General features: G+C 36.9%; 22 protein-coding genes and 1 pseudogene. 21 read left to right on the top strand and 2 right to left on the bottom strand.

All coding sequences use genetic code 11. The features are described 5' to 3' along the window. Positions 1-15: 15 nt before the first annotated feature. From BKP56_RS13760 to BKP56_RS04380, 5 genes and pseudogenes are all read left to right on the top strand, one after another. A pseudogene (locus tag BKP56_RS13760) lies at positions 16-126 on the top strand (class 1b ribonucleoside-diphosphate reductase subunit beta); the annotation flags it as partial. A gap of 85 nt (positions 127-211) precedes the next feature. Then, a complete protein-coding gene (locus BKP56_RS04365; protein WP_072693888.1) occupies positions 212-433 on the top strand; it encodes a heavy-metal-associated domain-containing protein in 222 nt (73 codons plus the stop codon). A gap of 273 nt (positions 434-706) precedes the next feature. After that, positions 707-2,614, top strand: a complete 1,908-nt coding sequence (locus tag BKP56_RS04370) for a heavy metal translocating P-type ATPase (protein ID WP_072693889.1) — start codon at positions 707-709, stop codon at positions 2,612-2,614. 83 nt (positions 2,615-2,697) lie between these two features. Next, complete coding sequence (locus BKP56_RS04375; protein ID WP_072693890.1) at positions 2,698-3,243, top strand: Dps family protein; 546 nt, start codon at positions 2,698-2,700, stop codon at positions 3,241-3,243. Between the two features lie 170 nt (positions 3,244-3,413). Beyond that, positions 3,414-4,115, top strand: coding sequence for a Crp/Fnr family transcriptional regulator (locus BKP56_RS04380; protein ID WP_072693891.1), 702 nt, complete (start codon positions 3,414-3,416; stop codon positions 4,113-4,115). Between the two features lie 209 nt (positions 4,116-4,324). On the opposite strand, the gene BKP56_RS04385 is transcribed toward BKP56_RS04380, so the two are convergent. Beyond that, positions 4,325-4,714 (bottom strand): hypothetical protein, encoded by a 390-nt coding sequence (locus BKP56_RS04385; protein ID WP_072693892.1) that lies wholly within the window; start codon positions 4,712-4,714, stop codon positions 4,325-4,327. A 393-nt stretch (positions 4,715-5,107) separates the two neighbouring features. Between BKP56_RS04385 and purE the strand changes: the two genes are divergently transcribed. The 10 genes from purE to BKP56_RS04435 all read left to right on the top strand — a co-directional run bounded on the left by purE (position 5,108) and on the right by BKP56_RS04435 (position 16,173). Further along, complete coding sequence (purE, locus tag BKP56_RS04390) at positions 5,108-5,572, top strand: 5-(carboxyamino)imidazole ribonucleotide mutase (protein WP_072695963.1); 465 nt, start codon at positions 5,108-5,110, stop codon at positions 5,570-5,572. Further along, positions 5,565-6,683: a 5-(carboxyamino)imidazole ribonucleotide synthase gene (gene purK / locus BKP56_RS04395; RefSeq protein ID WP_072693894.1), complete on the top strand. Its 1,119-nt coding sequence runs from the start codon at positions 5,565-5,567 to the stop codon at positions 6,681-6,683. The genes purE and purK overlap by 8 nt, the downstream gene beginning before the upstream one ends. Before the next feature lie 33 nt (positions 6,684-6,716). Next, positions 6,717-8,012, top strand: a complete 1,296-nt coding sequence (gene purB, locus BKP56_RS04400) for an adenylosuccinate lyase (protein WP_072693895.1) — start codon at positions 6,717-6,719, stop codon at positions 8,010-8,012. Between the two features lie 100 nt (positions 8,013-8,112). Beyond that, a complete protein-coding gene (locus tag BKP56_RS04405) occupies positions 8,113-9,108 on the top strand; it encodes a D-2-hydroxyacid dehydrogenase (protein WP_072693897.1) in 996 nt (331 codons plus the stop codon). A gap of 314 nt (positions 9,109-9,422) precedes the next feature. Beyond that, positions 9,423-10,259, top strand: coding sequence for a BglG family transcription antiterminator LicT (gene licT / locus BKP56_RS04410; protein WP_072693898.1), 837 nt, complete (start codon positions 9,423-9,425; stop codon positions 10,257-10,259). Positions 10,260-10,430: 171 nt separating this feature from the next. Then, a complete protein-coding gene (locus BKP56_RS04415) occupies positions 10,431-12,389 on the top strand; it encodes a beta-glucoside-specific PTS transporter subunit IIABC (RefSeq protein WP_072693899.1) in 1,959 nt (652 codons plus the stop codon). Positions 12,390-12,454: 65 nt separating this feature from the next. Then, positions 12,455-13,909 carry a 6-phospho-beta-glucosidase gene (gene ascB, locus BKP56_RS04420; protein ID WP_072693900.1) on the top strand — a complete coding sequence of 485 codons (1,455 nt, stop codon included), beginning with the start codon at positions 12,455-12,457 and terminating at the stop codon, positions 13,907-13,909. A 141-nt stretch (positions 13,910-14,050) separates the two neighbouring features. Continuing rightward, the gene (locus BKP56_RS04425) at positions 14,051-15,046 is read left to right on the top strand and encodes an aldo/keto reductase (RefSeq protein WP_072693901.1); all 996 of its coding nucleotides are present in this window, start codon (positions 14,051-14,053) and stop codon (positions 15,044-15,046) included. A 138-nt stretch (positions 15,047-15,184) separates the two neighbouring features. Then, entirely contained in the window at positions 15,185-15,691 is a 507-nt protein-coding gene (locus tag BKP56_RS04430; RefSeq protein WP_072693902.1) for a hypothetical protein, read from the top strand. 92 nt (positions 15,692-15,783) lie between these two features. Further along, positions 15,784-16,173, top strand: coding sequence for a MerR family transcriptional regulator (locus BKP56_RS04435; RefSeq protein ID WP_072693903.1), 390 nt, complete (start codon positions 15,784-15,786; stop codon positions 16,171-16,173). 64 nt (positions 16,174-16,237) lie between these two features. On the opposite strand, the gene BKP56_RS04440 is transcribed toward BKP56_RS04435, so the two are convergent. Beyond that, on the bottom strand, positions 16,238-16,948 hold the full coding sequence (locus tag BKP56_RS04440) for a DsbA family oxidoreductase (protein ID WP_198033989.1): 711 nt from the start codon (positions 16,946-16,948) through the stop codon (positions 16,238-16,240). A 347-nt stretch (positions 16,949-17,295) separates the two neighbouring features. Here BKP56_RS04440 and purC point away from each other — a divergent pair, with 347 nt between their 5' ends. From purC to purM, 6 genes are read left to right on the top strand one after another with little or no spacing between them, the layout of a single operon-like run. Beyond that, positions 17,296-18,006 (top strand): phosphoribosylaminoimidazolesuccinocarboxamide synthase, encoded by a 711-nt coding sequence (gene purC / locus BKP56_RS04445; RefSeq protein ID WP_072693905.1) that lies wholly within the window; start codon positions 17,296-17,298, stop codon positions 18,004-18,006. A gap of 14 nt (positions 18,007-18,020) precedes the next feature. Next, positions 18,021-18,281, top strand: a complete 261-nt coding sequence (purS, locus tag BKP56_RS04450; RefSeq protein ID WP_072693906.1) for a phosphoribosylformylglycinamidine synthase subunit PurS — start codon at positions 18,021-18,023, stop codon at positions 18,279-18,281. Positions 18,282-18,283: 2 nt separating this feature from the next. Next, positions 18,284-18,967: a phosphoribosylformylglycinamidine synthase subunit PurQ gene (purQ, locus tag BKP56_RS04455; protein WP_072693907.1), complete on the top strand. Its 684-nt coding sequence runs from the start codon at positions 18,284-18,286 to the stop codon at positions 18,965-18,967. Further along, a complete protein-coding gene (purL, locus tag BKP56_RS04460) occupies positions 18,964-21,195 on the top strand; it encodes a phosphoribosylformylglycinamidine synthase subunit PurL (RefSeq protein ID WP_072693908.1) in 2,232 nt (743 codons plus the stop codon). The genes purQ and purL overlap by 4 nt, the downstream gene beginning before the upstream one ends. Further along, positions 21,171-22,622 carry an amidophosphoribosyltransferase gene (purF, locus tag BKP56_RS04465; protein ID WP_156849220.1) on the top strand — a complete coding sequence of 484 codons (1,452 nt, stop codon included), beginning with the start codon at positions 21,171-21,173 and terminating at the stop codon, positions 22,620-22,622. The genes purL and purF overlap by 25 nt, the downstream gene beginning before the upstream one ends. A gap of 44 nt (positions 22,623-22,666) precedes the next feature. Beyond that, entirely contained in the window at positions 22,667-23,710 is a 1,044-nt protein-coding gene (gene purM / locus BKP56_RS04470) for a phosphoribosylformylglycinamidine cyclo-ligase (RefSeq protein ID WP_072693911.1), read from the top strand. Positions 23,711-23,714 lie beyond the last annotated feature (4 nt).

The following is a 23,714-nucleotide window of genomic DNA, read 5'->3' on the forward strand; positions in this document are numbered from 1 at the left end:
GATAAGACGAGTTTTATGAAACGTATATTAATTGAGACGGCTAATCATGATTTCTTTTCCCAAGTAGGGGCAGGCTATCTAATGGGGAATGCTGAAAACATGTCAGATGAAGACTATGAATTCTAAAAAAATTCAAAAATTGATTTTCCTCAATTTTTAAATTCTTGATCTTGTTTATACTATGAATATCAAGAAAGAGGAGGAAAAGAAAATGAAAAAAGCTGTATATCAATTAGAACCTTTAACATGTCCATCTTGTATTAAAAAAATCGAAACAACGTTAACAAAAACGGCAGGGATTGACTCTGTAAAGGTTTTATTCAATTCCAGTAAGGTTAAAACAGAATTTGATGAATCAATGATCGAAAGTAATAATATTCAAGAAACACTTCAAAAACTAGGTTACTCAGTACTTTCTGTAAAAACATCATAATCATTAACCATAAATCGAAAAAGGATATCCACGTGTCAAAGTGGGTATCCTTTTTTTGTACAGTATGATACTGAATAATGATTGTATTTCTGACAATAAAGTGATTGAAGACTGTAGAAATTTTTATATAGAGAAATTATTAAAAATATAAGATATTCTTGAAATCTTGACCATGATCAATTTATAAACTTCCAAGAGAGCATACAATTTAAATATAGCAAAGAACAAGTACCACTTTTTGGAAAGTAATGTATGAAAATAGGAGGAAGATAAATGATTGGACATATCAATCACCATAAAAATCAGATTACCGCTTTGGCAGGTCTTTTAATCGTTATAGGATTTGTATTAGGGAGCTTAGGAAATGAAAATCTACAGAATATTGCTTTAATTATCGCCACGATCATTTCCAGTGTCCCTATTTTTATTAAGGCTATTCAAGCTATACGAATGAAGGCTTTCAGTATTGATTTATTGGTCAGTATTGCTGTACTTGGAGCGCTGTATATAGGAGAGTACACAGAATCTTCTGTTGTAACATTTTTATTCTTGTTCGGAGATTATTTAGAAATGAGAACTTTAGAAAAAACCCGATCTTCATTAAGAGAACTAGTAGATATGGCTCCTCAAGAAGCAGTTGTTTTGCGCGAGGGTGGAAATTCAGAAAAAGTGGCAATTGAAAAAGTTGAAGTAGGGGATCGAATCATTATTCGCCCAGGTGGGAAAATACCGGTAGATGGTTCAATTATTTCTGGTAAAGCTTCTATTAACGAGGCGACTATTACAGGAGAATCTATTCCTGCTTCAAAAACAGTTGAGGATAAAGTTTTTAGTGGAACAATTTTAGATACTGGATATATTGAAATCGTTGCTGAGAGGGTAGGGGATGACACTACATTTGCAAAAGTCATTGAGCTAGTTGAAGAAGCTCAGGAGTCAAAATCAAAAGCTGAAAAATTCCTCGATAAGTTTGCGGGTATCTATACTCCTGCTGTGGTAGTGTTGGCTATCGTTGTTTATTTGTTTACTCAAGACCTTCATTTAGCCATTACATTTCTAGTTATTGCATGTCCAGGAGCATTAGTTATTGGAGCGCCAGTCTCTAATGTCGCGGGGATTGGAAATGGTGCAAGGAACGGAGTGTTGATTAAAGGCGGAGAGATAATGGATAAATTCTCGAAAGTAGATACATTGGTTTTTGATAAAACGGGAACATTGACTAAAGGAAAACCTGAAGTAACAGATATTCACACTTTCAATCGTTTGGATGAAGAATTCCTGTTGGGATTAGTCGCCAAAGCAGAAATGATTTCTGAGCATCATTTAGGACAGACAATTGTAAAAGCAGCTCAAAACCAAGGAATAGATCTTGCTTCTATGGAACAATCTGATGGAGAAGTAATCAAAGGAAACGGAATTAAGGCTCAAGTCAATGGTCATAGTATTATTGCGGGAAATCGAAAACTGTTACAGTCAGAAAAGATTTCCTTAGTAAAAGCTGTTGAACAGTATGCAGTAGGTCGTGAGAAGCAAGGGAACACAGCTATTTTTATAGTCATTGATGGAAAAATTGCCGGAATGATCTCTATAGCTGATCAAATTCGTGAAGATGCTTATAAAGCTCTCGCACAAATGAGAGAAAATGGAATTAAAAAAATTGTGATGTTAACCGGAGATAACAAACATACAGCTAAAGCTGTAGCAACTGCCCTGGAATTAGACGAGTTTCATGCTGAATTATTGCCAGAACAAAAAGTGAACTACGTAAAAGAACTAAAAAATTCTGGACATACTGTAGCTATGGCAGGGGATGGGATTAATGATGCACCTGCGATTGCAACAGCTGATATTGGCTTAGCCATGGGTGAAGGCGGAACAGACATCTCAATGGAAACAGCGGATGTTGTCTTGATGGCAGATAAATTAATGCAGTTTTCTCATGCTTATTTACTGTCTAAGGTAACCATTAGAAATATGAAACAAAATATCTTTATTGCAGTTGGTGTTGTAGCGATCTTGCTAATAGGTGTTCTGATGGGAAGTGTCCATTTAGCATCTGGGATGTTTATTCATGAAGCAAGTGTACTGGTAGTTATTTTGAATGCTATGCGCTTGATCCGATTTAATCATAAGAATATGCATTCTAGCAAAAGGTTAGAAAGTGTACCTGCAAAAGCTTGATTAAAATAAAAATTTATTTGAAAGGGGGGATGAAAGGAAAAACGTATTACAGTTTATATTTAAAACTAATAGGAGGAATTAAAATGACTGAAAAATATACACCTGAAGAGTTACTCGAAAAAGAAATTGCACAAAATGAGAGAGAACATGATCATCATAATCCTACTGCAGCAGCTATGACTAACCATATTATTGCTAATCAAGGTATCTTGAATGTGAAATTACATCAATACCACTGGTACGTTAAAGGTCCAAATTTCTTTTCGTTACATGAAAAATTTGAAGAATTATATAATGAAAACAGTAAATATTATGATGAGATTGCAGAACGCTTAATTGCTTCAGGAGCTAAACCTGCCTCTACTACTGAGGAATACATGAAGTATAGTTTAGTTTCGGAAGCTGCTCAAGATAAATACATGTCAGCCGAAAAAATGGTTGGAAATTTAGTAGATGACTTCCGAATCACCAGAGATCTAGCTATAAGGACAATTCGTTTAGCGCAGAATGAAAAAGATGATGTACTCGAAGATATGATGATTAATTATAAAAATTATCTAGATAAAACAATTTGGATGTTACAAGCTTTTCTTAATAAGTCAGCTCTAAAAGGAGAGGAAGAGGAGTAAGAATAGTATTTCGAAAGGCACCTGTCATATTCTTTTGATTATATGGCAGGTTCTTTCAAATAATAAACAAGAAAAAGAAGTTTTTCTTAATACAAAAGATAAAATACTGATATACTTTAAGAGAGAAATCATTAGTGGATTAGGAAATATAGTTTAATGGAGGGAATAAAATGAGCTATAATGCAGAACATGATCATGCTAGTGACCCACACAAAGCATGTGTCTCATTAGTGCCGATTTTTAATCACTTAGAAGATACACAGCTAGCAGAAATTATGGTAACGACTCAATCTGTATCTTATAAGAAAAACGAACTAATTTACCATGCAGGAGATGAGTCTGATTCTCTTTATATTATCAATAAAGGGAGAGTACGAATCTATAGATTAGCCGAATCTGGAAAAGAACAATTAGTCCGTTTTTTAAACCCAGGAGATTTTACTGGTGAAATGGCACTATTTTCAGAGTCTACACATGAATCATATGCTGAAGCGGTTATGGATACAAAAATTTGCATGATTAAACGAGCAGATATACAAGAATTCTTATTGAAATATCCTTCTATCTCTCTGAAAGTTCTTGCAGAATTTTCTAATCGACTGGAGGCATCTGAAAAACAAGCTACCCGCTTTTCAACTGAAAAAGTAGAAACACGTATTGCTTTATTTTTGGTAGAAAGTCTTAGTGAGGAAAAAACAGGAGAGAATGAACTGATTTTACCAATGAGTAAAAAAGACTTGGCTTCCTATTTAGGAACGACACCAGAAACAATCAGTCGCAAGTTTAATGAATTAGAAGATAAAGGCTATATTAAGCAAATAACACACAAAATAATTCGAATACAAGATGTTGATGGTTTACTATTAGTTTGAAAGTGTATAGGATTTAAGTTTAGCAATAAAATCATAACTGCAGAATATTCTAGAGACCTTTTTTATTTTATAATTAAAAAAGGTCCATTTTGAATATCTTATTGTCATTTTATTAAGGAAATCATTACATGAATGTTTATGTGTTTCTAAAATAAAAACTACTTGACGCTTTAAATTTTTAATAAGTATGTTTAGGATCAAACTATTGTTTAAAGAAATTTATTGATTTTGATTAAGATTAACTTTGAACTAATAAATCCTAAAATAAGAGGAACAACAATTGAAGCTGCTGATGGCCAGAATTCGTTTGATTCAGTGCTATTAAAATAATCATTAAATATCCATAAACCTATGAGCATAAATGCAATACTTAAACCAATCCCGATCACATAAAAAAGAACGGTGTGCAGAAATGAAGTAGAACCTGAACTTGATCCCTTTTCATCTTTGTTATTCATGCTGCCGACATCAAAATGTCCAAAGAGACCACTATTATCAGTGTTACTATTCAAGTCACGACCTACATTAACACGGGCATGCATAGAACTGCTAATATTGCTCTCTCTAGTATGTTTATTTTGTTTATCTCTGTCGCTCATATTTATCACTACCTTTTTTTTAGTTAGTATACACTATAAAAAGTTAAAATTGTAATAGGATATTTGATAATGGAAATAAATTGTTTACTTACGAGCAAACTATATTGATGGAGAGAATCAATAATGTCGTTTGGTAATTTATTTAAAGTAGTGTTGCTTTACTATTTCAGTGATCATATCTACATGAATGTATTTATGTAAAAAGTAGGCACATGGGTAATGAGCTAAATTATTTTTTATTCAAAAACGAACAATATTATTTAAAAGATGATAAAAGTTCGACTAAAGCTTTTTATATCGCCTTTTTATTGTTAAAATACAGAAGAATAGTTTGTGAAGATTAATATTCATACAATAGGGGGCATTTTTTTGACAGTAGAAGTAGCGGTAATTATGGGAAGTACTTCAGATTGGGAGACGATGAAACCTGCTTGCGAAATATTAGATGAATTAGCTGTAGATTATGAAAAAAAAGTCGTATCAGCTCACCGGACACCAGAATTGATGTTTGAATTTGCAGAATCTGCAAGAGATAGGGGCATTAAAGTCATTATTGCCGGAGCAGGTGGAGCAGCGCACTTACCGGGGATGGTTGCAGCTAAAACGACATTACCGGTTATCGGAGTGCCTGTACAATCGCGAGCGCTTAACGGATTGGATTCATTATTGTCTATTGTACAAATGCCTGGTGGAGTTCCAGTCGCAACTGTCGCGATCGGCAAAGCCGGTGCAACAAACGCAGGATTGCTTGCAGCTCAGATACTCGGAATAACGAATATAGAACTTGCTCAACGGATTGATAATAGAAGAGAAACGCTCAAACAAAAAGTCCTAGAAAGTAGTGAAGATCTTGTCTAATTTAATCGAACCAGGAAGTACAATTGGTATTATTGGTGGTGGACAACTGGGAAGAATGATGGCATTTTCAGCAAAAGAACGTGGATACAAAATAGCCGTTTTAGATCCGACAAAAAACTGTCCAACAGCTCAGGTTGCTGATCACCATATTGAAGCCGCATATAATGATGCAGAAGCTTTGAATAAATTGGCAGAAATCAGTGATGTTTTGACTTATGAATTCGAAAATGTAGACGCCAGCACGATTAAAAAAGTGATAGACCAAGTTAGGGTACCTCAAGGAACAAATTTGCTTTTGATTACTCAAAATCGATTAAAAGAAAAAGAATTTTTGAAAAAATCAGGGATTCCAGTCGCTGCCTATGCTAAAATTAAAACTGTAGAAGAATTAAATGATTCGATACAAGAGTTGGGTTATCCAGCTGTTTTGAAAACTGTTCAAGGAGGATATGACGGTAAAGGGCAATATGTCTTAAAAACTAAAGCAGACATATCTGAAGCCGCTCTTTTACTTGAAAATGGTATATGTATCCTAGAAAAATGGGTTGAATTTGAAAAAGAAGTATCTATTATGGTGACTAGAAACGAGAGAGGCCATATCTCAACATTTCCTGTTTCTGAGAATATTCATCAAAATAATATTTTACTTAAAAGTATTATACCTGCAAGAGTTTCTGAAAAAGTTCAGGAAGAAACAAAGAAAATCGCTGAAAAAATCGCTGAAAAGATTCAGCTGGTAGGTGTTTTGGGAATAGAGTTATTCATAACGAAAGATGAGGATATCTATGCCAATGAACTGGCTCCAAGGCCGCATAATTCAGGGCATTATTCGATAGAAGCCTGTTCAGATTCACAATTTGATATGCACATTCGCGCCATTTGCGGTTATAGTCTGCCTAAAGTAGAACTTTTGAAATCTGCGGTCATGGTAAATATCTTAGGGGAGCATTTAGAAAAATCACTTGAGTTGAATGAATCCAAACCATCCTGGCATGTGCATGACTATGGAAAAGCTGATGTGAAAATTGGACGTAAGATGGGACATATTACTATTTTGACCGATAATATAGACAAAACTTTAAAAGAAGTCAATGAAACAAAAATCTGGTAGAAAACCTTTTAAAGGGAATAGAGGAGTCATAAAATGATTGAACGCTATACACGACCTGAAATGAAGCAACTTTGGTCAGAAGAAAATCGTTATAATTCATGGTTAGAAGTAGAAATTTTAGCAGATGAAGCATGGGCAGAACTAGGAGAGATTCCTAAAGAAGATGTAGAAAAGATACGTAAAAATGCTTCCTTTGATATTGAACGTATATTAGAAATTGAAAAGGAAACTAGACATGACGTTGTTGCTTTTACGCGTGCTGTATCAGAATCGCTTGGTGACGAAAAGAAATGGATTCATTACGGATTAACAAGTACAGATGTGGTAGATACAGCATATGGATATCAACTGAAACAGGTCAACGATATTTTACGAAAAGACTTGCAGAATTTACTTGAAGTGATTGGTGACAAAGCAAAAGAACATAAATATACGGTTACCATGGGGAGGACTCATGGGGTCCATGCAGAACCCACTACATTTGGACTGAAATTGGCTTTATGGTACTCAGAAATGAAGCGCCACATTGAACGATTTGAGCACGCTGCTGAAGGTGTGGAAGCAGGGAAAATCAGTGGAGCTGTTGGGACATTTGCTAACATTCCTACTTTTGTAGAAAAATATGTCTGTGAAAAACTGGGAACACGCCCGCAGGAAATTTCTACACAAGTCTTACCCCGAGATTTGCATGCTGAGTATGTAAGTTCTATTGCATTAATTGCTACAAGTGTAGAAAAATTTGCTACTGAAATCAGAGGACTTCAAAAGTCCGAAACACGCGAAGTAGAAGAAGGTTTTGCAAAAGGGCAAAAAGGTTCTTCAGCAATGCCGCATAAACGTAATCCAATCGGTTCGGAAAATATGGCCGGATTGGCCCGTGTGATTCGCGGACATATGATTACAGCATATGAGAATGTCAGTTTGTGGCATGAACGTGATATTTCTCATTCATCAGCAGAACGTATTATTTTACCAGACAGTACAACTTTGCTGAATTACATGCTGAACCGTTTTGCGAATATTGTTCGTAACTTATCTGTGTTCCCGGAAAATATGAAACGCAATATGGATGCTACATTAGGTCTGATCTATAGCCAACGTGTTTTATTGAAGCTGATTGATAAAGGATTGAGCCGTGAAGAAGCCTATGACATGGTCCAGCCACAAACAGCGGTAAGCTGGGATGAACAGAAACCATTCCGGCAACTTGTTTTAGAAGATAAAACCATCATGTCATATCTGACTAAAGAAGATGTAGAGGACGCATTTGATTACAATTACCATTTGAAAAATGTCAATGAGATATTTGAACGAGTAGGACTAGGATAATAAAACAAATCTCTTTGTATAGATGTCAAATTCTTACGAAGAGATTTTTTATCAGCAAATTATGTAAAGGGTAATAGTTTAATGGAGTGGAGAGTTATAAATGAAATTACTTGTATTTAGTGTAAGAGAAGATGAAAGACCAGCTATCAAGGCTTGGGAAGAACGCAATGGTATAGAGGTAACACAAGTAACTGTACCATTGACTCTTGAGAATATAGAACAGGTTAATGGCTATGATGGAATCTGCATACAGCAGCGAATAGACATAATAGAAGAAAGAATCTATGAAAAACTAAAAGAATTTGGGATCAAACAGATTTCATTAAGAACCGCTGGATATGATATTATTGACTTGGAATTTGCAAAAAAATATCAGCTGAAAGTCACCAATGTACCGGCCTATTCACCAACGTCTGTAGCAGAGCTAGTCGTTATGCAGGCACTGCGTCTGATTAGAAATAACCCAATTGTAGAAGATAATATGTCCCGTGGAGACTTTCGTTGGGGAGGAATGATTGCTAAAGAAATCAATACCTTAACTGTTGGAATCATTGGAGCAGGGAAAATTGGTGGAACAGCAGCAAGGTTATTCAAAGCATTAGGCGCTCATGTAATAGGGTATGATCCGGTTCAGATAGAAGATTTGAAAGACACTTTAACTTATATGAATTCTCAAAAAGAAGTTTTAGAAAAAGCAGATATTGTAAGCCTGCATGTTCCCTTAGATGGAAAAACGAAACATTTAATAGATGCAGAAGCATTAAAACTAATGAAACCAGACGCTTATCTCATCAATGCAGCACGTGGTCCAGTCATTGATGTAGAAGCAATGATACAAGCACTGGAAAAGAAAGCAATAGCGGGAGCCGCTCTAGATACATTACCTAACGAACAATATTTTTTCAATCATGATTTGTCAGGTAAAGAATTACCAGGTAAGAACTTAGAGAAATTAATGCATATGAATAATGTATTGATTACGCCACATATTGGATTTTATACGACTGTAGCGGTACAAAATATGGTTGATAGTGCACTAGGAAGTGCCCGGGATATAATTCAAACTGGTAAAAGCGAAAATGAGGTTTCTAAATAATTTAAATAGGGTATAAGAAGTCATTTTTGATGTTTAAGAAGATGACTTTTTATAAATTATAGCTATAGAGTGCAAAAAAATATTTAAAAAAACGCTTGCAAGGTTTTTTAACACATGTTATAGTAGCTTTAACAGATAAATAAACAGTCTTTCAATGTTAAGGATTGTAACTGGACTCAAGTAATTTGTCCGGGCAAAACCTAAATTGATCTGAAAACTACTTAATAGAAGAGCAGAAACTCTTTGTCAGTAGTTTTGGGATGAGTTTAGGTTTTTTTTAATAAATTTTTACGTGGGGGTGTCACAAAAGTGAAATGAAAATAGAGAAGGTATTGAATAACAACGTGGTGTTAGCATTTAACGAATCCGATCAGGAAATGGTCGTGATGGGAAGAGGGATTGCCTTTCAAAAACATCCTGGAGATGAGATTGAAGAGGATAAAATAGAAAAAACATTTGTTCCGGAAGGTCAAGATGTAATGGAACACTTGTTAACACTATATCGAGATATTGATCCTGATATTCTTGAGGTTGCTACAAACGTGATAAAATATGCACAAGGTGTTCTGCGAGCGCGATTGAGTAACCATATTTATCTTACTTTACCAGATCACCTAAGTTATGCAATTAGTCGAGCTAAAGAAGGATTAGACATTAAAAGTCCACTAACATGGGAAATTAAACGGTATTATAAGATTGAACATGAAATTGGATTAAAAGCTTTAGAACTTGTTGAAAAAAATCTAAATATTCAACTTCCTCAAACAGAAGCAGCTGCAATTGCACTTCATATCGTAAACGCTAGGCAAGATGAACAAGACCTTCAAGTCACGATAAAAATGACTGAAATGGTCCAAGATATTTTAAATATCGTCAGCTATTATTATGGAACAACTTTTAATGAAGAGTCTTTTCAATATACTAGATTTATTACTCATCTTCAATATTTTGCAAGGCGCTTACTGCAGCAAGAAAGAAAAGAGTCAGGGGATAATTTTCTTTATGAACAAGTTAAACATAAATATGAGAAAGCTTTTAAGTGTACTGAACGGATAAATGAATATCTTTCCAATACGCAAAGGACTATGTTGACAACAGATGAACAATTATATCTAGCTATCCATATTCAACGCGTTACAACTGAAGAATAATCTATCACAGATGGATTGTTACTGGTCTAATTTACTAGATGCAGGCAAAACCTAAGTTGATAGTCAAATACTTTTCCTCAAGGGGAAATCTGGTATTTCTGACTATTAGTTTAGGTTTTTTTAATATCATAAATGTAAATAATTAAAAAAGAAAAGAAAGAAGGAAAAGAAATGGCTTATGAAGAATTGGCAAAAGAGATCCTCGACAACGTTGGGGGTAAAGAAAATGTCAACAGTTTAACACATTGTATTACAAGACTTCGCTTTAAATTGAAAGATGAAGAAAAAGCAAACACGGAGCATCTGAAAAAAATGGATGGGGTCGTGACCGTTATGAAGAGTGGTGGACAATACCAAGTTGTTATTGGTAACCATGTTCCAGACGTATATGCCCAAGTCGTTAAAGAAGGTAACTTAGGGAATGTAACTGATTCAAATGACGATACTGGAGAAAAAGGGAATCCTTTTGATCAGTTTATTGATTTAGTATCAGGTATCTTCCAGCCAGTACTAGGAGTCTTAGCAGCGACAGGGATGATTAAAGGATTTAATGCCTTATTCCTCGCTTTAGGATGGTTGACAAATACATCAGGAACTTATCAGGTATTGAATGCTACAGGAGACGCATTGTTCTATTTCTTCCCGATTTTCTTAGGTTATACAGCTTCTAAAAAACTTAATTTAGCACCATTTATTGGTATGGCGATAGGAGGAGCTCTGGTATATCCAGATATTGCAGGATTATCAGGTGGAGAGACATTATATACACTATTTGAAGGTTCTGTATTTGCTTCACCAGTAGTTCTAGAATTTCTAGGAATACCTGTAATCTTGCCTCAAGGTGGATATGGTTCAACCGTTATTCCTATTATACTAGGAGTTTTGTTTGCATCTAAAGTTGAAAAATTTATGAAAAAGGTTATTCCAGATGTTGTTAAATTGTTCCTAGTACCATTTTTAACATTGTTGGTTGTTGTTCCACTAACATTTATTGTAATTGGACCCGTAGCGAATATTGCAGCTAATTTAATTGGTGCAGCAACATTAGGAATATATAACTTCAGTCCAGTAATTGCAGGTTTATTGATTGGCGGATTCTGGCAAGTACTAGTTATTTTCGGATTACACTGGGGACTTGTTCCAGTGGCAATTAATAATCTATCAGTCTATGGATTTGATCCAATTCTAGCCCTGTCATTTATTGCTTCATTTGCACAAACTGGCGCAATCATAGGTGTATTATTAAAAACTAAAGAAACCAAAGTAAAAACACTAGCTATTCCTGCTATTATTTCAGGTTTCTTCGGAGTAACTGAACCGGCAATATATGGTATCTCTTTGCCACTTAGAAAACCATTTATTATTTCTTGTATAGGTGGTGCACTTGGTGGTGCAGCCCTAGCATTGATTGATACTAGAGGTTACATTATCGGTGGTTTAGGTGTATTTGGTTATACAAACTTCTTGAATCCGGAAGTAGCAGGTGTTGGGAACCTATATATTATTATCGCAATTTCACTAATAGCAGTTGTATTTGGAGCTGTGGTGACTTATTTAGTAGGATTTGGTACGCTATTTGGAGATGAAGAAGTAGCAACAGATCAAGGAATTGAAACTAAAAATGCAACAACAACTGAAGGAGCCATCGTTCAAGCGAACGGTGAGTCATATGTTGAAAAAGAAGTGATTGAAAGTCCAGTATCAGGCTCAATTTTACCATTAAGTGAAGTAAAAGATGAAGCATTTTCTTCAGGAGCCATGGGTAGAGGAATCGCAATAGAACCAACAGAAGGAAAAGTCGTTTCTCCAGTTAAAGGAAAAGTAACTGCTTTATTCCCAACAGGTCATGCAATTGGAATTACAAGTGATGAAGGAGTAGAATTACTCATTCATGTTGGAATGGACACTGTTCAGCTTGACGGAGCAGGGTTTACAGCATATGTTGAAAATGGGGATGATGTAGAAGTGGGGCAGACATTGATTGAATTTGATATCGAGTCAATCAAAGAAGCCGGTTATCCGGTCACAACACCAGTTTTAATAACGAATGCAGATAATTATCTGGATCTTTTGACAACAGATGAAAAATTAATTGCTTCAAGTGATTATTTGATGACGGTTGTAATATAATAAAATTGAACCGGGCAGTATTCTTTTACTGCCCATTCAATTAAATATTGAAAGGTGGAATACTCTTGTCAATTAAAGGATTTAGAAAAGATTTTTTATGGGGCGGTGCAACTGCCGCTAATCAGTACGAAGGTGCATATAACGAAGGCGGTAAGGGATTATCGACAGCTGATATGGTGAAATTCGTTCCAAAAGAAGAACGTACTGGGGGACATGCGCTAGACGTTTCAAAAGAAGAAATTAAAGAAATTTTAGAAGGTAAATCGGACGCAACATTCCCGAAAAGATTTGGTACTGACTTTTATCATAGATATGAAGAAGATATTGCATTATTAGCTGAAATGGGTTTTAAAGTATTTAGAATTTCTATCAACTGGGCTCGTATCTTTCCAAATGGAGATGATACAGAACCGAATGAAGAAGGACTAGCATTTTATGATAAAGTTTTTGATGAGTGTATAAAATATGGAATTGAACCGCTTGTTACCCTTTCTCATTATGAAACACCCTTGGGTCTGACTTTGAACTATAATGGCTGGACAGATAGAAAAGTCGTTGACTTCTTCTTGAACTACGCAGAAACTGTATTCAAGCGTTATAAAGACAAAGTAAAGTACTGGTTGACTTTTAATGAAATCAACATTATCACTATGAGCCCGTATACTGGAGCAGGAGTATTGACGGACGATACTGAAAATCCTCTTCAACTAAGCTATCAGGCAGCACATCACCAGTTTATAGCGAGTGCATTAACGACTAAACTGGCTCGTGAAATCAATCCTGAATTCCAAATCGGTTGTATGCTGGCACGCTCTACATTCTATCCAGAAACGAATAATCCGGAAGATGTACTGTTAGCTCAACATGAAAATCAATTAAATTTATTCTTTACTGATGTACATGCACGTGGAGAGTATCCAAGTTATATGAATCGTTACTTTGAAGAAAATGATATTCATATTCAAAAAAGACGTGGAGACGATGAAATCTTAAAAGCTTATACAGTTGATTTTATTTCATTCAGTTATTACATGTCACTATCTGTTAGTTCAAAAGCAAGTGATGATAGTGTAGGCGGAAACTTGTTTGGTGGAGTGAAGAATAACTATCTGGAAACGTCGGACTGGGGATGGCAAATTGATCCAGTTGGATTACGTTACACATTAAATGATATGTATTCACGTTACCAAAAACCTTTATTCATCGTAGAAAATGGTTTAGGCGCTTATGATAAAGTAGAAGAAGATGGCAGTATCCATGATGATTACCGCATCGACTACTTGAGAAAACACATTGAACAAATGAAAGAAGCTGTTAAAGACGGAGTAGACTTACTAGGATACACCAGTTGGGGATGTATTGATCTAGTCAGTGCCTCAACAAGTGAAATGTCTAAACGTTACGGTTTCGTGTATGTGGATCAAGATGACTTCGGTAACGGATCACTTGACCGTTCAAGAAAAGACTCATTCTACTGGTACAAAAAAGTCATTGAATCAAATGGTGAAAATTTAGGATAACTTTATAGTATTTAACAAGCAGAGAAGTGATTGAACTTTTCTGCTTGTTTTTGTTTGTAATATGTAGAAGTTATTTCTTGACTTAAACTGAACTTTAAGTGATAAAGTTAAGGTATCTAATAAGAAAAGGAGAGCGACAGAATGGAAACAGTTAAATTCGGCAACACAGGTATGGATGTTACACCAATCTGCTTAGGCGCAATGAGTTTCGGTGACCCTGAAAAATGGACACATGACTGGGTTTTGAAAGAAGAAGACAGTCGCAAGATTATTAAAAGAGCACTAGATCTTGGAATCAATTTCTTTGATACTGCAAATATCTATTCAAAAGGGGAAAGCGAAAAAATCCTAGGTCGTGCCTTAAAAGATTATGCTGATAGAGAGAAAATTGTGGTTGCTTCTAAAGTTTATTTTGATATACATGATGGACCTAATGCGAAAGGACTTTCAAGAAAATCAATTTTACATGAGATCGATCAGACCTTAGAAAGGCTAGACATGGACTATATTGATTTATATATCATTCACCGCTGGGATTATAATACTCCAATCGAAGAAACGATGGAAGCTTTACATGATGTAGTTAAGTCCGGAAAAGTCCGCTATATTGGCGCATCGGCAATGTATGCTTGGCAGTTCCAGAAAGCACAGTATGTGGCTGAAAAAAATGGTTGGACGAAGTTTGTTTCCATGCAGAATCACTATAATATGATTTATAGAGAAGATGAACGGGAAATGATTCCTTTCTGTGAAGATCAGAACATAGCGTTAACACCTTACAGTCCTTTAGCTTCAGGCAGACTTGCTCGAGACTGGTCCGTTCAGACAAAGCGCTCTGAAACAGATCAAGTACAAAAATCGAAATACGGATCGACAGAAGAGCAGGATAAAGAAGTTGTAAATCGTCTAGCAGAACTAGCTGAGAAAAAAGGTGTTCCTCGAGCACAATTGGCACTTTCCTGGTTACTACACAAACCACAAGTGGTCTCACCAATCATCGGTGCAACGAAAGAAAAATATCTGGATGATGCCGTAGCGGCTCTAAAAATTTCATTAACGAAAGAAGAAATAGAGTATCTGGAAGAATTATATGTTCCTCATAATGTAGTCGGAGCACTTTCGGATCCCAATAAATAGTCAAAATTAGTTTTCTAGCTAAGAAAGGTTTGAAGCCATGGGGCAACGATACGTTGCTCCTATTTTTTTATTGAACAAGATAATTCTGAAGGGTATAGTAAAAAAGAGAAGAGAGCATTTTGAGAAGGAGGTTAGGAAATGGATCGATTAAATTATTTATTAAAAAAATATCGAGACAGATTGATTATCATTGAAGAAAAGAAAAGCGACTTGGAAGTTCTCAGAGATTTAGTGGATTTAAGAGAATGGGATTTAAGTATTCTAGCACCTGTTCAAAGAGAAATATTTGAAAATAACATTCGTTTACAGCCGGAATATAGAGGAGAAGCAATTAATCTACACTTATTTACAGTGGTAGAAAATGCTAAAAGTCGATTGTACTATGAAGAGATATTGGCTCTAGGACGTAATATGTATCTACCATATTTTGATGATCCTAAAATTATGGTCATTGGGGATGAAACCTTTGGCTTGCAGGAAGTAGACAGCAATCTCTTATACCAAGATTACATACTGTTAAGAGGACTGACACTTAGTGATATTGAAGAAAAGAATTTCTATCTAATGCATTACTTAGCTGCAATCGATTCCTGGGAAACTTCGCAGGAAGAATCTAGTGCTAAAGAGATCATATTTTTCAAATGATGGATAAATACTTTGAAAAATAAGAGCTCTTTCTCTTTACTTAAAGTTAACTTCAGGTGATATACTAAGTGCATATTGAAGGAGGCCGTAATATGAATATATCAAAAGTAGCAGAAGAGATGAATATGACTCCGTCGACTATCCGATATTATGAAAGTATTGATCTGATCCCTCCAATAACCAGAAATGAATCAGGTGTACGTATATTTGATGAACAGGATCTGAAATGGATTGATTTCGTAAAATGTATGCGTTCAGTTGGGTTACCTCTTGATGTGTTGAGAGAATATACTCAGCTTGTTAGAAAGGGTGCAGATGAAGCGTTAGAAAAAAGAAAACAAATATTAGTAGAAGAACGTGAAAATCTACTGAAGAAAAAAGAAGAAATGGAACAAGTTCTAAACCGATTAGATTATAAGATCAATGACTACGAAGGTCGACTTTCAGAAAAAGAGAATACAATGAAAAAACTAGTTAAGTAACATACAAAATGCTCTATACACTCTGAAAATGTAGAGTGTATAGAGCATTTTTCGATAGTAGTCTTTAAAACGCACAGCTGCCGTCTTCACATAAGCTGTCAGTGCTGCCGCCGACCACTTGTAAATCAGGCTTGATACCCATTTCATCGGCAACTTTTTTCAGTGTATCTTGAAACAATGTCTGTGGTTGCGCACCTGAGATGGCATATTTTCTTTCTAGTACAAAGAAAGGAACTCCTTGTAAGCCGATAGCTCTTGCTTCTTGTATGTCTTGAACGACTTCATCTGCATATTGATCACTAGAAAGTACTGCTTGAGCATCATCGCGAGATAATCCCACTGATTCTGCAACACTCAACAAAACTTCGTTATCATTTAATGCAAGATTATCTGTGAAGTGAGCAGACAATAAAGCCTCATCTATTTCTAACCCTTTGCCTTGGCTCTCCGCAAATTTAGCCAGACGATGCGCTTTTTTTGTATTTGCATTCTTCATTTTGGAAAAGTTGTAGTTCAAGCCTACAGACTTCGCGCGATCTGTTACACTTTCGAACATTCCTTCGATCTGAGCTTCGGACATTCCTTTTTTCTGCATTAAGCTTTCTTTTACTGGAGCGTTATCTTCGATAGAAGTTGTCGGATCAAGCTCATAAGCTTTAAATTCAACCTCAACTTTACCTGCCAACCCAGTTTCTCTAATCGCTTGTTCTAATTCTCTTTTACCAATATAACAAAATGGACAAACGTAATCTGACCATACTTCAATTTTCATCATTAAATGTCACTTCTCTTCCTAAAAGTAAGTATCCATTACTATAACAAAAATCTAATATAAAAACAATGAGTTTATACAAGCAATGTTGATTCCATTCAACACTGCTTAACAAACAGTAGGTAGGGTTATTGTTCGCTTTTTAGCTAATATATACAGGTTATCTTTTTGCATAAACCTTTAAAATTTTAAAACACGAACTATATATTAAAATAGGATGACAAATACTCGTTAGTAGGTTGACTATGATAGCGAGTGTATTTAGTATGAAGTTAAATAAATACATTGATTGATGTGTTGATAAAAATAGTTCGTTTTTTGTTTGTTTATTCTTGAGAGGAGAACCTGATTTGGAAAAAAAAGAGTTGATTTACGAAGGAAAAGCGAAAGAGCTTTATGAGACAGATGAACCAGATATTCTTTGGGTCAAATATAAAAATCAGGCAACAGCAGGTAATGGTGCCAAGAAAGAGAATATTACCGGTAAGGGTAAATTGAATAACCAAATTACTAGTATGCTATTTGAAAAGTTAAAAGTAAAAGGAATCAATAGTCACTTCATTAAACAACTCTCTGAAACAGAGCAACTCATACAAAAAGTCAGTATGTTTTCACTGGAAGTTGTCGTTCGTAACGTAGCTGCAGGAAGTTTTTCCAAGCGTTTAGGCGTAGAAGAAGGAGAAAAACTCTCATTCCCCATATTAGAATTTTATTTAAAAGAAGATGCATTGAACGATCCTATTCTCAATGATGATCATGTCCGTGTGTTAAAGCTTGCTGCGGATGAGGAAGTTTTTGAAATCAAGAAAAAGGCAATGGAAATTAATCAAGTGTTGATTGGATTATTTGAAAAAATGAACATTCGACTAGTTGATTTCAAATTGGAATTCGGAAAGACAAATGATGGATCAATCGTACTGGCAGATGAAATTTCACCAGACACTTGTCGTTTATGGGACTTGGATACAAATGACCGCCTGGATAAAGATGTGTTCAGAAAAGATCTGGGAGACATTATTCCGCTTTATCAGGAAGTTTTGAATCGTTTAAACCAACTTTAAAAGGAGAGCCAATCATGTATAACGTAAAAGTATATGTAACCTACAAAGAATCCATTCTAGATCCTCAAGGCGAAGCGGTACGTGGTGCTGTTCATCGTATGGGTTTTGATGAGATCGAAGATATCAGAATGGGAAAATATTTCGAAATCAAAGTAGCGAAACAAGAAGATAGAACAGTCGAAGAAACGATTGAAACCATTTGTGATAAGTTGCTCGCTAATGTAGTAATGGAAAGTTACCGTTATGAAATCGAAGCAGTAAAGGAGACGGTATAAGCATGCGTTTTGCAGTGATTCAATTCCCGGGTTCAAATTGTGACGTCGATCTGCTTCATGCAATCAGAGACGGCGTAGGTGAAGAAGCTGAATACGTCTCACATATGGAAACCAGTTTAGAAGGATTTGATGGGGTACTTTTACCTGGAGGATTCTCGTATGGGGATTATCTGAGAAGTGGCGCAATCTCTCGTTTTTCAAATATTATGAATGAAGTTAGACGGTTCGCTGAAGAAGGGAAACCAGTTTTCGGTACGTGTAATGGATTCCAGATTTTAGTTGAAGCTGGTCTGCTTCCAGGTGCGTTACAGAGAAACAAACATTTACATTTTATCTGCAAATCTGTTCAATTGAAAGTTGAAAATAATGAGACAAAGTTCACTTCATTATATGAACAAGGCGAACAATTAACGATTCCGATTGCACATGGAGAAGGTAGCTACTACTGCGACCCAGAAACCTTGGAAGAACTGGAAAGAAGCAATCAGATCGTCTTCACCTATGCGTCAGAGAATCCTAATGGTTCAGTGGCGGATATCGCAGGAGTCATCAACAAAAAAGGGAATGTACTGGGTATGATGCCGCATCCTGAACGAGCAACAGAAGAACTGCTTGGCTCAAGTGACGGCTTAAGGTTCTTTCAGTCCATGATCAAGAACTTTGTAAAGGAGACCGCTAACGTATGAAAACAATCCAGGAACCAACAGCAGAAGCCGTAAAAGAACAGCGTATCTATGCAGAGTGGGGCTTAACGGATGAAGAATATCGCATGATTTCAGAAGATATTCTGGGACGCTTACCGAATTATACGGAAACAGGACTGTTTTCAGTTATGTGGAGTGAGCATTGTTCTTACAAAAATTCTAAACCAGTTTTACGTAAGTTTCCAACCAATGGGTCTCAAGTTTTACAAGGTCCTGGCGAAGGTGCCGGAATCGTTGATATCGGTGACGGACAGGCTGTCGTCTTCAAAGCAGAAAGTCATAATCATCCCTCTGCTGTAGAACCTTATGAAGGAGCAGCTACAGGAGTAGGCGGAATTATCCGCGATATTTTCAGTATGGGTGCGCGTCCAATCGCATTACTGGATTCACTTCGCTTTGGTGAATTAGACAATGAACGAACAAAATACTTATTAGAAGAAGTGGTTGCTGGTATCGGTGGATACGGAAATTGTATCGGCATTCCAACTGTCGGTGGGGAAATTGGTTTTGACCTGGTATACAAGGGAAATCCACTAGTCAATGCGATGTGTGTGGGCTTGATCGACCATAAAGATATTCAAAAAGGCCAAGCAAAAGGTGTCGGGAACACCATTATGTATGTAGGTGCAAAAACAGGCCGAGACGGCATTCACGGAGCGACTTTTGCTTCTGAAGAATTTAGTGATGAAGAAGAATCTGAACGTTCAGCGGTTCAAGTCGGCGATCCATTCATGGAAAAACTGTTGATGGAAGCTTGTCTGGAACTGATCCAGAACCATCAAGATATTTTGATCGGTATTCAGGACATGGGTGCTGCCGGACTGGTTTCATCTAGCTCAGAAATGGCTTCAAAAGCAGGTAGCGGTATGGTACTGAATCTAGATGATGTTCCGCAACGCGAAACCCATATGTCGCCTTATGAAATGATGCTATCCGAATCGCAGGAACGCATGCTGATCTGCGTAACGAAAGGGTCAGAAGAACGTGTTAAAGAACTGTTTTCAAAGTATGAATTAGATGCTGTCAATATCGGACATGTAACAGATGACGGACAGTACCGTTTATTCCACAATGGAGAACAGGTAGCGGACTTGCCGGTCGATGCACTGGCAGAAGAAGCCCCTGTTTACAATAAACCCTATACTGAGCCAGAAAGAATTGAAAGATTTAAAGCATTAAAAGCATTTGAACCGGTTGTAAAAAATGCAGGTGAAACATTAAAAAAATTACTGCAGCAGCCGACGATTGCATCGAAAAAATCGATTTTTGAGACATATGATTCTATGGTCCGCACGAATACTGTCGTAGGACCGGGAAGCGATGCGGCTGTCTTACGGATTCGCGGAACCCAGAAAGCTTTAGCAATGACGACAGACTGCAATGCCAGATACCTTTATCTGAACCCGGAAAGAGGCGGACAGATGGCTGTCGCAGAAGCAGCAAGGAATATTGTAGCAAGCGGAGGAGAACCACTAGCGATTACAGATTGTCTGAATTACGGAAATCCGGATAAACCAGAAGTGTTCTGGGAACTTTGGACGTCTGCTGATGGCATTTCAAAAGCTTGTGAAACACTTGGAACCCCAGTGATTTCGGGAAATGTTTCTTTATACAATGAGACGAACGGTGAAGCCATTTATCCTACACCAATGATCGGGATGGTCGGGTTAGTCAAAGAACTCGCTCATGTAACCACTTCTGACTTTAAACAAATTGGGGATAAGATTTTTGTAGTTGGCGAAACAAAACCTGACTTTAACGGAACGGAAATTCAGAAAATGCAGCTTGGTCGTATAGAAGGTGAACTTTTCGACTTTGATATTGAAAAAGAAAAGGACATTCAAGATAAAGTATTGGAAGCGATCAGACGAGGATGGATTCAAAGTGCTCATGACCTTTCTGAAGGTGGACTAGCAGTAGCTTTAGCAGAATCAGCCTTTAAAAAAGGATTCGGTATGGACGTGACGGTTGATATGCCAAAAGAGTGGTTATTCTCTGAATCACCATCCAGATTCGTACTGTCAGTGAAACCCGAAAATGCAACGGCAGTAAAAGCATTATTTGATCAAGATGTTACTGAGATCGGTAAAGTGACAGATTCAAAAACAGTCGTCATAAAAACACAAGATGAGAAAACCGAATTAGAAACCAATGAACTAAAAAAGGTATGGGAGGAGGCGATTCCTTGGTTGCTGAAATCAAAAGCTTAAATGAAGAGTGCGGTATCTTTGGTGTCTGGGGACACTCAGAGGCAGCAAGACTGAATTACTTTGGATTGCATAGCCTGCAGCACCGCGGTCAAGAAGGAGCGGGGATTGTTGCCAATAATCATGGTCGTTTAAAAGGACACCGAGATTTAGGTTTGCTTTCAGAAGTGTTCAAGGATGAAAGAGAAATCGAACGATTGACAGGAGACGCAGCAATTGGTCATGTTCGGTACAGTACAGCAGGAAGCAACAGTATTTTAAATATTCAGCCTTTCTTGTTCAAGTTTCATGATGAAGAATTGGCGCTCGCGCATAATGGGAATCTAATCAATGCGACGACTTTGAGAAAAGGTCTAGAAAAAGAAGGTGCAATTTTCCATTCTAATTCTGATACAGAGATCTTGATGCATCTGATTCGCAGAAGTAAACAAAGCACGCTGATGGAAAGAATCAAAGAAAGCTTGAACGCCATTAAAGGCGCATTTGCCTACTTGATTCTGACTCCAGATGCCATGATTGGAGCACTTGATCCGAATGGTTTCAGACCGCTGTCGATCGGGCAGTTGGAGAATGGTGCTTATGTTTTGGCAAGTGAGACATGTGCATTAGATGTAGTTGGAGCGACGTTTGTTCGTTCTGTTCAACCTGGAGAAATCGTCATCGTAAATGATGATGGTTACCAGATCGAGAAATATACAGAAGATACAATGCTTCAAATCTGTTCTATGGAATACATCTACTTTGCTAGACCCGACTCTAATATTGCAGGCGTAAATGTGCATACGGCCAGAAAAAATATGGGTAGAAGACTCGCACAGGAAGCGCCGATCGAAGCAGACATGGTGATAGGTGTGCCGAATTCTTCGTTATCTGCGGCAAGTGGATATGCAGAAGAAAGTGGGATTCCTTATGAAATGGGATTAGTGAAAAATCAGTACGTTGCTAGAACGTTCATTCAACCGACGCAAGAATTGCGGGAACAAGGTGTACGAATGAAATTATCAGCTGTCAGCGGGGTCGTAGCAGGGAAGAAAGTGATCATGGTTGATGATTCGATCGTTCGTGGTACTACAAGTAAACGGATCGTACAGCTCTTGAAAGATGCCGGTGCAGCAGAAGTTCATGTTCGAATCTCTTCACCGCCACTAAAATATCCATGTTTTTATGGAATCGATATCCAAAATCAGAAAGAATTAATTGCAGCGGAGCAGACAGTGGAAGAAATCCGGGAAACCATTGGAGCAGACAGCTTATCCTTTTTAAGCGTAGATGGAACAGTAGAATCTATTGGACTACAATTTGACGCACCTTACAATGGCTTATGTATGGCTTACTTTACTGGTGATTATCCAACGCCATTATATGATTACGAAACAGACTATAGGAATACACTGGAAAAGATTAATGAACGTGATCCACTATTAACATAAAAAACGTATATTTCAATTAAAGTAAAAACAGGAGGTATGGCGCTATGGGAAATGCTTATGCCAACGCTGGGGTAGATGTTGAAGCAGGGTACGAAACGGTTGAACGCATCAAGAAACATGCAAAACGAACAGAACGATTAGGCGTTATGGGCGCTTTAGGTGGTTTCGGTGGGGCCTTTGACTTATCTAAGATAAAAGTAAAAGAACCTGTGCTCGTTTCGGGAACTGATGGCGTAGGAACCAAACTGTTGCTGGCTATCCAGCAAGACAAGCACAACACAATTGGAATTGACTGTGTCGCAATGTGTGTGAATGACATTCTGGCTCAGGGAGCTGAACCTCTTTATTTTCTAGATTATATTGCAACAGGAAAAACTGTTCCAGAACGAATGGAACAAATCGTTGCCGGAATTTCTGATGGGTGTGTACAAGCGGGCGCAGCGTTAATTGGGGGAGAAACAGCTGAGATGCCAGATATGTATGAAGAAACTGCGTATGACCTTGCAGGATTTTGTGTAGGGGTAGCAGAAAAATCCGGAGTGCTCACAGCAGATAAAGTAAAAGCTGGAGACAAATTGATCGGACTGCCATCAAGCGGTATTCATTCAAATGGATATTCATTAGTCAGAAAAGTGTTTTTTGATGAGAACGGATATACATTGGAAACGATGTTTGAAGAATTAAACGGCAAAACGCTTGGGGAAGAGCTGTTGGAACCAACAAGAATTTATGTGGCAGCCGTTTTGCCTTTAATAAAAGAACAATTGATACAAGGGATTTCGCACATCACTGGAGGGGGATTTGTAGAAAACCTTCCTAGAATGCTTCCGGTAGGATTGACAGCTAAGATAAAAAAAGGAACTTGGGAAATACCGGGTATTTTTAAATTGCTTGAAAAAAAAGGGCAATTAAAGTCTGAAGAGATGTATGAGATTTTCAATATGGGCATCGGTATGGTACTAGCCGTTTCTGAAGATAAGGTTGAGAAAGTTCTGAAAGAGCTAAAACATACGGGAGAAAAAGCTGCTATAATAGGTGAAGTTGTTGAATCTTCAGGAGATACAAATGAGGCGATTGTGTTTGAATAAAGAA

This window comes from Marinilactibacillus sp. 15R (assembly GCF_001895285.1).
Lineage (GTDB): Bacteria > Bacillota > Bacilli > Lactobacillales > Carnobacteriaceae_A > Marinilactibacillus > Marinilactibacillus piezotolerans.